This window comes from Haemophilus sp. HMSC066A11 (genome assembly GCF_001811665.1).
Classification (GTDB): domain Bacteria; phylum Pseudomonadota; class Gammaproteobacteria; order Enterobacterales; family Pasteurellaceae; genus Haemophilus; species Haemophilus influenzae.
Map to the genome: position 1 here is coordinate 1 of NZ_KV805895.1, position 10,044 is coordinate 10,044.

The window sequence follows — 10,044 nt, forward strand, 5'->3', positions numbered from 1 at the left end:
TTAAAATAAAAGGATTTTTAACCGCACTTTCTTTCATTTTATCGTTTTTCCTAATTTTTCACGGTAAACAGGTTAAAATTTTACTCACAATAAATATCCGTATGCGACTTCTTATTTTAATCCTTCTTTCAGTATTAGTATTGTTTCAACATGATTTTTGGTTTGGCAGTAACGGTTTTTTAGATTATCGTCAAAATGCTGAGAAAATTAAGGAAAATCAAGCAGAAAATGAAAAGCTATCTCAACGTAATCAGCGTATTAATGCAGAAATTCAAGGATTAACAAAAGGTTTTGAAGCGATCGAAGAACGCGCACGAATGCAACATGGCTTAGTGAAAGAAAATGAAGTGTTCTATCATATTGTAAAAGAGAGTAAATAATGGCTCGTTCAATTATTGTGGTCTTGCCAGCTGCTGGCGTGGGTTCACGGATGCAAGCGGATAAACCGAAACAATATTTAACGCTGCTTGGCAAAACACTGCTTGAACATACACTCGATGTGATGCTTTCTTATCCTGCCGTATCTAAAATTATCTTGGCGGTAAGCAAAGATGATCCTTATATTTCTACACTATCGCTCGATCCTAAAATTCAGTTAGTGGAAGGTGGCACAACGCGAGCTGAATCTGTCTTAAATGGTTTAAATGCAATTGCGGAAAAAAATGCCTGGGTGCTTGTTCATGATGCTGCTCGCCCTTGTTTACAACATGCTGATATTGATAAATTGTTAGCTATTGAAGATAAACAAGGTGCGATTTTGGCAATCCCAGTAACAGATACGATTAAACGAGCGGACAATCAGCAATGTATTGTAAAAACAGAAGATCGTAGCCAGCTTTGGCAAGCAATGACACCGCAGTTTTTCCCAGTAGATATATTAAGAGATGCGCTTTCCACAGGAATTCAACAAGGTGCGAATATAACAGATGAAGCATCCGCAATAGAACTTGCTGGATTTCGACCGCACTTAGTGGCTGGACGCAGCGATAATTTAAAAGTGACTCGTCCAGAAGATTTAGCATTAGCAGAATTTTATTTAACAAGGAATAAATTATGATCAGAATTGGACACGGCTTTGATGTTCACGCTTTTGGCGAAGATCGTCCATTAATTATTGGTGGTGTAGAAGTGCCTTATCATACGGGCTTTATTGCGCACTCAGATGGCGATGTGGCATTACACGCATTAACTGATGCAATCTTAGGGGCTGTGGCTTTAGGCGATATTGGAAAACTTTTCCCCGATACCGATATGCAATATAAAAATGCGGATAGTCGAGGCTTACTGCGTGAAGCGTTTCGTCAAGTACAAGAAAAGGGATATAAAATAGGTAATGTTGATATTACCATCATCGCTCAAGCACCTAAAATGCGCCCACATATTGATGCAATGCGTGCCAAAATAGCTGAAGATCTCCAATGCGATATTGAGCAAGTTAATGTAAAAGCAACGACTACCGAAAAATTAGGCTTTACAGGAAGACAAGAGGGGATTGCTTGTGAAGCCGTTGCTCTTTTAATCCGACAATAATTTACTATTCTTATATTCTTAAAAGTGCGGTGAAATTTGAAAAGAATTTCATCGCATTTTTATTAGTGAAATAATAAGCGATTGCTCGTTATTATTAAGTGGTCATTGGTGAAAGGAAATGCCCATTTATAGGTAAGGGAGCAATGGAGGGCTTCAGTCCGCCTTTTTGCTTACCAACCGAATATATGGTTCATTATTAATTGATGGAATTTATACGCTTTAACGAGAATATTCCATTAACTAAACCATTTAATAAAACAAATGTAAAACAGTGAGCTTATTGCCAACTTAGATTTTCTTGTTATACATTTAACCAAAACGTCACAGGACCATCATTTGTTAAGCTCACTTGCATATCCGCTGCAAATTGCCCTGTTGAAACAGGTAATTTCCCTGCGCACTTTTGGATAAAGTATTCATATAATTCATTAGCCAATGCTGGGGGCGCACCTTTTGAAAAACTCGGGCGTAAACCTTTTTGCGTATCCGCTGCTAATGTAAATTGCGAAACGATAAGTAATTCCCCCTGTGCTTGTTGAACATTTAAATTCATTTTGTCATTTTCATCACTGAAAATTCGATAATTAAGCACTTTTTCAGCAAGCTTATCTGCTTTTTCTCGGTTATCTTCTTTTTCTACACCAAGCAAAACTAACAAACCTTTGCCAATTTTCCCTATTGTTTCGCCATTTACATCCACTTTCGCTTGAGACACACGCTGAATTAGGGCAATCATTTCAATCCCTCAATAAAACTCGGTAACCATTCTTCAGCATAACTTTCTTGATCATCCACCTTTAACACATCAATTTTTAAAGTCTCACAAATTTTTACCGCACTTTTTGCTTGAAGTGTTTGCTCCACTTTGTCCGCTGCATAGCAAAAAGTATCATAATCAGAATTACCTAATCCAACGACCGCAAAGCGAACATCTGAAAAATCCTTTTGGCTATTCGCTAATTCATCAAATAGAGGTTTTAAATTGTCTGGCAATTCGCCTGCACCATGCGTTGAAGTCACAACAAGCCAAATTTTCTCGTTTTCAATGTCAGATAAATTTGGTCCGTGAAAAAGTGCGGTGGAAAAACCTTGAGTTTCTAAAACATCGTTTAAATGCTCGGCAACATATTCCGCACCACCTAAAGTGCTGCCTGAAAGAATACAAATGTGCATTTTATTATCCTATATTTATTTTTTCTCAAAGAGAAAAAATTATTGAAATGATTAAAATAAAAAGGCTTAGAAAATCTAAGCCTTTTACTACGATTAAACGTTATCAAACTTACCAAGTAATGAACGAATATGCTCTTGCCAATTACGATGTTCGTTTTTTAGCTGTTCATTTTCAGTTTGTAAGTTTTCGATATTTCTTTGAGATTCTGCGTTTTTCTCTTTTAATTCTTCAACTTCTAATTGAAGTAATTGGATAGTTTCTACCGCTTGTTTAATTTTTTCTTCAAGTTGGTCTAAAATTTCTAAAGACATAATGATTTCCTTTTAAATATGGGTAAGTTTAGGGGTATTTTACCCAGTAAATTTACCTTTTTAAAGCATTGAATAAAAATTTATTATGCAAACGATTACTCAGTGATAGAATGATGCTATTTTTACCATAATCTTGAAAAATAAGCAGAAGGAGAATAATAATGAATCGAGCATTAGCCATTGAATTTTCACGAGTAACAGAAGCCGCCGCTCTAGCAGCTTACACGTGGCTTGGTCGAGGAAATAAAAATGCGGCAGACGATGCAGCGGTAAAAGCGATGCGTTATATGCTGAATTTGATTCATATGGACGCTGAAATCGTTATAGGAGAGGGCGAAATTGATGAAGCCCCAATGCTTTATATTGGCGAAAAAGTCGGTTCTGGCTTAGGGGAATTAGTTTCTATCGCAGTAGATCCTATTGATGGCACACGTATGACCGCAATGGGGCAATCTAATGCTATTTCTGTCTTGGCTGCAGGTGGCAAAAATACCTTTTTAAAAGCACCTGATATGTATATGGAAAAATTAGTGGTGGGTTCAAATGTAAAAGGCATCATTGATTTAAATTTACCACTGGAACAAAATCTTCGTCGCATCGCATCTAAGCTAGGAAAATCCCTTTCTGACCTTACCGTAATGGTATTAGCCAAACCACGTCACGATGCCGTAATTAAACAAATACATAACTTGGGCGCGAAAGTATTGGCAATTCCCGATGGCGATGTGGCAGGTTCCGTATTGTGTTGTTTACCTGATGCTGAAGTCGATCTTCTTTATGGAATTGGTGGTGCGCCAGAAGGCGTGGCAGCTGCTGCAGCCATTCGAGCATTAGGTGGTGATATGCAAGCTCGTTTAATCCCACGTAATGAAGTAAAAGGTGACACCGAAGAAAATAAAAAAATTGCAGCTAATGAGATTCAACGCTGTGCAGCACTGGGCATAAAAGTGAATGAAGTGTTAAAACTTGAAGATCTCGTGCGTGATGACAATCTTGTATTTACTGCAACAGGCATTACCAATGGCGATTTGCTTAAAGGTATCTCCCGCAAAGGCAATTTAGCCAGCACTGAAACCATTTTAATTCGAGGAAAATCCCGCACAATTCGTAAAATTCAATCCATTCATTATTTGGATGACCTTTATAAAATTTTGAATATTTAGCTCAAGCAAACAACATTTCAATTAATTTAATCTGCTCTCCAAAAAATGGGACAAATTACAAATGGACAGAGCAGATTTTAAGTATCATTTTTGAATAATTCCTAAAATTTTTTTCCTAAAAAAATCAAAAAAGATATTCAAAAAAGCGAAAACCCATATATGATATAAAAATATTTTATTAAAAGAAAAAGTATCAAATATGAATAACCTTAGTGCACAATTAGAAAATCAAATTGATGAATTAAAAAAGCTTCAGAAATCAGTCATTACCTATGAACAAGCGCAAAGACAACAACTTTACGCAGGGAAAATTACCGATCTCAAAGCATTTGGAAAAATGCTCAATGATAAGCGTAAATCACTTGGTATTGAGCTTAGTATGCTAGAACTGCAAACTGGCGTGTCTATTTCTACCTTGAATCGCTTATTTCAAGATCCAAGCCAAGTGAGATTTACAACCGTGTTTCTTGTTGCTCAAACATTAGGGGTTTCACTATGCGCGATTTAGTCCGCTCGGGAAAAGTATTTCTCTACGGCGAATTTATTGGCTTACTTAGAGAAGATCATCGTGGTTTTCATTTTGCTTACAATCCCGATTATCAAGGAATACCGCTCTCTCTCAGCTTTCCTATTGAGCAAAGCCCTTTTCATTCTGACACCTTATTCCCTTATTTTGCATCGCTCGTCCCAGAAGGCTGGCTAAAACACAAATATGCACTTCATCAACGAATTGATGAAGGCGATATGTTTCGCTTTTTACTTAATAACGGGGAAAATATGTTAGGTGCAGTGCAAATTCAGGAGGAAAAACAATGAATTTTTGTCGTATTTTATTAAAGCCATTAAAGAAAAATGAAGTTCATTCTGACTACAGCACAAAAGGTTTACATTACCTTACAGGCAATAAACATTTTAATCCTGAATTACCCTTTTCTCGCCAAGAATTTATTACAGTGAAACCCCAAAAACAGCAAGGAATGAGCATTTCAGGTTTTCAACCAAAATTACAGCTTATTATCAAAGATGGGCACTTTGACAGCGTAAATCAACAGGGAAATTATATTTTAAAGCCCTCTCCAGAAGAGTATCCTTTTTTAGCTGAAAATGAACACGCCACCATGCGCATTATGAAAGAATTAGGGTTTGATGTGCCAGAAAATGGTTTAGTTTCTTTTGCTGGCGAACAAAATCATAAGGAATTTGCTTTTGTTATAAAGCGTTTTGATCGTGATGAACAACAAACAGAGATTCACCAAGAACAACTTGATGGTGCAATGAATATTCGAGACAAGTACGGAAAAATAGGTGCAGATAATGAGCAATATGTGAGTTATGAACAAATTGCTAAGTTTATTTTGCAGCACACTGAAAATCATTTAGCTCAGCAACGAGAAATTTTTCGTCGAATTATTTACGCTTATTTATTAGGAAATAATGATCTTCACTTACGCAATTTTTCATTTATTTATCCCAAAAACAGTCATCCAAAACTTGCTCCAATTTATGACTTTGTGTCGGTGTCGCCCTATCCTGAAATATTTAATTCAACACTACTTGCTTTGCCATTGTTAGCGCGAGAAGAAGGTAATGCCACACTAGCCAAAGGATTTAATACTCAATACGGTGAATATATCGGCGATGATTTTGTCGAGTTTGGGGAAAATATTGGATTAAATAAAAATGTGATTATTCAAAAATTAATTCCTGAAATTACACAAGAAAAGGAAAAAGTAGAGCAGATTTATTCACAATCCTTTATGCCGCAGCCACATATTGATTGCGTGCTGAAAACTTATCGCAAGCGTTTAACGTTACTTAACGTATTAAATGAACCTGAGCTATAAAATCTAAAGAGAATTTTTACCGCACTTTTTCCCTCCAACAAAAAAATCGCACCTTTAACAGTGCGATTTTTTGTTGTCTTAGTTTAGGACATTCTGCCGTTTTCTATGCCAATTACCTGATCACAAATTGCCATAGTGGATTGGCGGTGGCTAACGAGAATAATTAATTTTTCAGCTTTTACATTGAGTAATGATTTCAAAATCATTGCTTCGTTTAAGCTATCCAAATTACTAGTTGGTTCATCAAGTAAAATAATCGGTGCATTATGTAAAAATGCTCGTGCAATACCGATACGTTGTTTTTCTCCGTCAGAGAGATTGCCACCCAATTCCGTCATTTTTGTTTGATAGCCTTGTGGCAAACTCAAAATAAAATCATGAATTGAGGCTTTCTTGGCGGCTTCCATAATTTCTTCTAAGGTTGCATTACGGCGCGCAAGACGGATATTTTCTTCAATGGTTTCGTTGAAAATATAGGTTTGCTGAGTAATGTACGCCATATTGTCACGCAAGCTACGAGTGTTAATATTCGGTAAAGTTTCGCCGTTAATTTTAATGCTACCTGATTTAGGATCGTAAAAACGCATAAGCAGTTTTAACAAAGTACTTTTACCGCTGCCGCTTCTGCCGTGAATACCTAAAATTTCGCCTTTTTTCACTGACAAGCTGACATCCGATAAAATTTGTTCTTCGCCGTAAGCAAAGTTTACATTCTCGACATCAATGTGAGAAACCTCTTTTAAATCCACCGCACTTTCTACGTCTTTTAACTCTGGCTCTTCCGCTAATAAACTTAATACTCGTTCGCCAGAAGCCAAAGTTTGTAATAAGTTGCTTGAAAGGTTACTTAAGGCGATAACTGGCCCATAGCTCGACATTAATAAAATCACGCCGATTAAAAAGGCTGAGAAATCAATTTTATCTAAGCTAAATAAAATTAAGCCAGTAAACAGCATAATAATGTTGAAAACGGATACTGCCACTTCAGTATAAACACGAACTTTCGCTTCTTGGTCTTTAATACGCTCAAAAGCCATATCGATTTTTTGGCTGCGTTGTTGAATTTCATCTAAGCGTTGTTTTGCATAGCCAAAAAGCTGAATTTCTTTCATACCACGCACGCTGTCGAGGAAGAAGTCATTCATTTCGCCCACTAATTCACGATAGCGTCTGCCATCTTCACGCGCCAATTTGGTCGTGATAATCGGTAAAATCACGCCCACAGTTAAATAAGCGGCTAATGCCACAATCACAAACCAACCTGAAAGATGAGCAAAAACCAACAATAAAATCGCAGAGGTAAAGAACGCGATCATAATTGGTGCGATGGTGTGCGCATAAAATACTTCGAGCAATTCGATATCGTTAGTCACCAAAGACACTAATTGCCCTGCTTGTTTATCTTGCAACTTCACAAAAGCCAAACGACGCAAAGAAGAAAACACTTTGTCACGCAATAATGCGAGTAATTTAAAAGCAATATAATGCCCTGACATTTGCTCTAAATAACGCAATACGCCACGAGCCACCGCCAATACGATAAGTGCGGTCAAAATGCCAGAAAAACTTAAATGGGTGTCAAAGTTTAAGAGATTCACTAACCCCATCGCACCCAGCACCATAATAAAGATGGCAGCAAGGAAACCGAGCGTACCCATAGTAATGGTAAACGCCATAATGTGCGCAAGTGGAGTCACTAATTTCAACAAATGCCCCATTACAACAAAACCATTTTTACGCATTTGCCACCTCTCTAATTTGTTCTAAATCTTTTTGTTGTTGGAACATTTCAGCATACGCACCTTGTTTTGCCATTAAGATTTCGTGTGTGCCTTGCTCAATCAATTTGCCTTGGTCAAGTACGTTAATACAGTCCGCATTTACCGCATTTGCCAAGCGGTGAGAAATCATCACAATGGTTTTTTGTTGTTTAAATTGTTGAATGAACTGCAAAATAATTTCTTCGCTTTCCACATCAATGTTACTGGTCGCTTCATCAAAAATATAAAGCTCGGCATTGTGTAATAAAGCACGCGCTAAGGCTAAACGTTGAATCTGACCGCCCGATAAATTCGCGCCTCGACTTAATAGTTGCATATCTAATCCGCCATTTTCGCGTACAAAATGGGCAAGATTGACTTGCTCTAAACACGCATAAATTTGCTCGTCTGTAGCATCAATTTTCGCCATCGTCATATTTTCACGCAGCGAGCCTTTAAACACATAACTGCTGTGGCTTACTAATGATACTTTTTGATAGAAAGAAGTGCGGTCTATATTGAGGGCGTTTTGTCCATTAAACAAAATCTCACCTTGTTGCGCTTGATTAAAACCCATCAACAACGAAACTAAGGTCGATTTACCGCAACCACTTTTACCCACAAATACCGTAAGCTGATTTGGTAAAATACTCAAATCTAAACCTGTAATTGCTGGTTTTTCTTCACTATAAGAAAAATGCAGATCTTTAATTTCCACTTGAACGTTATTTTTTGCTTCAAAATCCACCGCACTTTGTTGGGTTTCCACTGGCGTATCAAGTAATGTAAAGATCTTATCTGAAGCCGCTTTGCCATTCATCGCCACATGGAAGAATGAACCAAGCAAACGAAGGGGAATAAAGAACTCGGAGGAAAGGAGAATAAATAAAATCACGCCTAACACGCTGAGTTGTGCATTTTGGAATTGCAATAGTGCGGTTAAAATCCCGATAGCTGCGCCACCATAAGCGAGTAAATCCATCAGTGATACCGAGTTAAGCTGCATGGTAAGTACTTTCATGGTAATTTTTCGGAAATGCTCAGCCTCTTTATCCATCGCTTTCGCTTTATAAGCATCATCTTGATAGATTTTTAGCGTAATTAAACCCTGTAGGTTATCTAAAAAGCTGCTGCCTAATCCCACATAAATCGACCAATATTTTGCCAAGAGTTTTTTCGCAATTTTATTCACCGCAATAATCGACATAGGGATAAGCGGCACACAAATCAACAAAATCACGGCAGTTTTAAAACTGAAAAAAATCAGGAAAGCAAAGAGGGTAAGCGGTGCAAGCAAGCTATAAAAAAGCTGCGGCAAATAACGCCCAAAGTAGATTTCAAGCTGTTCTACACCTTCTGATGCCACTTGGATAATGCTTGAAGTGGATTGCTGATTCACTTGGTTAAGCGGCATCGAAGCCAATTTACGATAAATAAGGCTACGCAATTCATGCTTCACTTTGGTACTGGCAAAATAAGACGCCTGCACCGATTTTTTCCCCGCAAAAGCACGTAATGCCAATGCTGCAATCAAAAGGATGCCCAAAATGACCGCACTTAACAGGCTTAATTCGTGAAAATAAGCCGCCTGTAAAATATAAGAAAACACGACAGCACTAATAATTCCGCCAACTAACGCCACCCAATTCCACAACACAGTGACGCCAATCCATTTTTTGCTGTCAGCCACCGTGTTAATTAGGCGTTTATCTATCATCATAATGATTGCTCCTAAAATAAAAAGAAGCACGCATAGAATGATGCGTACTTAATGTAGGGTGGGTTTAGCCCACCAAATATCTCACGATTGTTTGTTGGTGGGCTGAAGCCCACCAACAAACTACAACGACTACAACTACTAATATCAACAATCAACGGTTCGCATTATAGGAAACAAGCAGGTTTAAATACAGAAAATAATAAGAATAGTTTTTATTTCTTGATTTTTATCAAAAATCAATCTTTATTGTTGTGAGAAAATACCTCTTCATATAATATATTTGCGAATTATTATTATTTGTTTTATGGGATTAAATATGACCAATTTTAGATTAAACGTGCTTGCCTATTCCGTTATGCTTGGGCTAACGGCAGGCGTTGCTTATGCAGCTCAACCAACCAACCAACCAACCAACCAACCAAAATAGTAATCTTTCTGAACAACTAGAGCAAATTAATGTATCTGGTTCTACCGAAAATAGTGATACAAAAACACCGCCAAAAATTGCCGAGACGGTAAAAACGGCTAAAACGCTGGAAAGA

Annotated in this window: 12 protein-coding genes and 1 pseudogene; 8 read left to right on the top strand and 5 right to left on the bottom strand. The window is 37.4% G+C overall.

Annotation, left to right across the window (positions count from 1 at the left end; genetic code table 11):
* The first annotated feature begins 101 nt into the window (after positions 1 to 101).
* The 3 genes from ftsB to ispF are packed head-to-tail and all read left to right on the top strand — an operon-like array spanning position 102 to position 1,530.
* Entirely contained in the window at positions 102 to 380 is a 279-nt protein-coding gene (gene ftsB, locus HMPREF2813_RS08460; RefSeq protein ID WP_005665661.1) for a cell division protein FtsB, read from the top strand.
* Positions 380 to 1,057 carry a 2-C-methyl-D-erythritol 4-phosphate cytidylyltransferase gene (ispD, locus tag HMPREF2813_RS08465; protein ID WP_014551114.1) on the top strand — a complete coding sequence of 226 codons (678 nt, stop codon included), beginning with the start codon at positions 380 to 382 and terminating at the stop codon, positions 1,055 to 1,057. The genes ftsB and ispD overlap by 1 nt, the downstream gene beginning before the upstream one ends.
* Complete coding sequence (gene ispF, locus HMPREF2813_RS08470; RefSeq protein WP_014551115.1) at positions 1,054 to 1,530, top strand: 2-C-methyl-D-erythritol 2,4-cyclodiphosphate synthase; 477 nt, start codon at positions 1,054 to 1,056, stop codon at positions 1,528 to 1,530. Before ispD ends, ispF begins: the two co-directional genes overlap by 4 nt.
* A 301-nt stretch (positions 1,531 to 1,831) precedes the next feature.
* On the opposite strand, the gene dtd is transcribed toward ispF, so the two are convergent.
* From dtd to HMPREF2813_RS08485, 3 genes are all read right to left on the bottom strand, one after another.
* The gene (gene dtd / locus HMPREF2813_RS08475; RefSeq protein ID WP_005687917.1) at positions 1,832 to 2,266 is read right to left on the bottom strand and encodes a D-aminoacyl-tRNA deacylase; all 435 of its coding nucleotides are present in this window, start codon (positions 2,264 to 2,266) and stop codon (positions 1,832 to 1,834) included.
* On the bottom strand, positions 2,263 to 2,703 hold the full coding sequence (gene mioC, locus HMPREF2813_RS08480) for an FMN-binding protein MioC (RefSeq protein ID WP_005687918.1): 441 nt from the start codon (positions 2,701 to 2,703) through the stop codon (positions 2,263 to 2,265). The genes dtd and mioC overlap by 4 nt, the downstream gene beginning before the upstream one ends.
* Before the next feature lie 93 nt (positions 2,704 to 2,796).
* Entirely contained in the window at positions 2,797 to 3,015 is a 219-nt protein-coding gene (locus HMPREF2813_RS08485; RefSeq protein WP_005650820.1) for a cell division protein ZapB, read from the bottom strand.
* Between the two features lie 161 nt (positions 3,016 to 3,176).
* Between HMPREF2813_RS08485 and glpX the strand changes: the two genes are divergently transcribed.
* The 4 genes from glpX to HMPREF2813_RS08505 all read left to right on the top strand — a co-directional run bounded on the left by glpX (position 3,177) and on the right by HMPREF2813_RS08505 (position 6,022).
* Positions 3,177 to 4,178 (top strand): class II fructose-bisphosphatase, encoded by a 1,002-nt coding sequence (gene glpX, locus HMPREF2813_RS08490; protein WP_005687920.1) that lies wholly within the window; start codon positions 3,177 to 3,179, stop codon positions 4,176 to 4,178.
* 199 nt (positions 4,179 to 4,377) lie between these two features.
* Positions 4,378 to 4,686, top strand: coding sequence for a helix-turn-helix domain-containing protein (locus HMPREF2813_RS08495; protein ID WP_005661200.1), 309 nt, complete (start codon positions 4,378 to 4,380; stop codon positions 4,684 to 4,686).
* Positions 4,674 to 4,994, top strand: a complete 321-nt coding sequence (locus HMPREF2813_RS08500; RefSeq protein WP_005687922.1) for a HipA N-terminal domain-containing protein — start codon at positions 4,674 to 4,676, stop codon at positions 4,992 to 4,994. Before HMPREF2813_RS08495 ends, HMPREF2813_RS08500 begins: the two co-directional genes overlap by 13 nt.
* Complete coding sequence (locus tag HMPREF2813_RS08505) at positions 4,991 to 6,022, top strand: type II toxin-antitoxin system HipA family toxin (protein ID WP_044345221.1); 1,032 nt, start codon at positions 4,991 to 4,993, stop codon at positions 6,020 to 6,022. The genes HMPREF2813_RS08500 and HMPREF2813_RS08505 overlap by 4 nt, the downstream gene beginning before the upstream one ends.
* 83 nt (positions 6,023 to 6,105) lie before the next feature.
* On the opposite strand, the gene cydC is transcribed toward HMPREF2813_RS08505, so the two are convergent.
* On the bottom strand, positions 6,106 to 7,764 hold the full coding sequence (gene cydC / locus HMPREF2813_RS08510) for a thiol reductant ABC exporter subunit CydC (protein WP_048946893.1): 1,659 nt from the start codon (positions 7,762 to 7,764) through the stop codon (positions 6,106 to 6,108).
* Positions 7,757 to 9,502, bottom strand: a complete 1,746-nt coding sequence (locus HMPREF2813_RS08515; protein WP_048946894.1) for an ABC transporter ATP-binding protein/permease — start codon at positions 9,500 to 9,502, stop codon at positions 7,757 to 7,759. Before HMPREF2813_RS08515 ends, cydC begins: the two co-directional genes overlap by 8 nt.
* Before the next feature lie 316 nt (positions 9,503 to 9,818).
* Here HMPREF2813_RS08515 and HMPREF2813_RS09705 point away from each other — a divergent pair.
* Positions 9,819 to 10,044: pseudogene (locus HMPREF2813_RS09705) on the top strand (hypothetical protein); the annotation flags it as partial.

Excerpts from the sequence above, each read along its gene's own strand:
- HMPREF2813_RS08515 (WP_048946894.1), bottom strand. The coding sequence starts at position 9,502 with ATGATGATAGATAAACGCCTAATTAACACGGTGGCTGACAGCAAAAAA.
- HMPREF2813_RS08505 (WP_044345221.1), top strand. The coding sequence starts at position 4,991 with ATGAATTTTTGTCGTATTTTATTAAAGCCATTAAAGAAAAATGAAGTT.
- ftsB (WP_005665661.1), top strand. The coding sequence starts at position 102 with ATGCGACTTCTTATTTTAATCCTTCTTTCAGTATTAGTATTGTTTCAA.
- mioC (WP_005687918.1), bottom strand. The coding sequence starts at position 2,703 with ATGCACATTTGTATTCTTTCAGGCAGCACTTTAGGTGGTGCGGAATAT.
- dtd (WP_005687917.1), bottom strand. The coding sequence starts at position 2,266 with ATGATTGCCCTAATTCAGCGTGTGTCTCAAGCGAAAGTGGATGTAAAT.
- HMPREF2813_RS08485 (WP_005650820.1), bottom strand. The coding sequence starts at position 3,015 with ATGTCTTTAGAAATTTTAGACCAACTTGAAGAAAAAATTAAACAAGCG.
- ispD (WP_014551114.1), top strand. The coding sequence starts at position 380 with ATGGCTCGTTCAATTATTGTGGTCTTGCCAGCTGCTGGCGTGGGTTCA.
- cydC (WP_048946893.1), bottom strand. The coding sequence starts at position 7,764 with ATGCGTAAAAATGGTTTTGTTGTAATGGGGCATTTGTTGAAATTAGTG.
- ispF (WP_014551115.1), top strand. The coding sequence starts at position 1,054 with ATGATCAGAATTGGACACGGCTTTGATGTTCACGCTTTTGGCGAAGAT.
- HMPREF2813_RS08500 (WP_005687922.1), top strand. The coding sequence starts at position 4,674 with ATGCGCGATTTAGTCCGCTCGGGAAAAGTATTTCTCTACGGCGAATTT.
- glpX (WP_005687920.1), top strand. The coding sequence starts at position 3,177 with ATGAATCGAGCATTAGCCATTGAATTTTCACGAGTAACAGAAGCCGCC.
- HMPREF2813_RS08495 (WP_005661200.1), top strand. The coding sequence starts at position 4,378 with ATGAATAACCTTAGTGCACAATTAGAAAATCAAATTGATGAATTAAAA.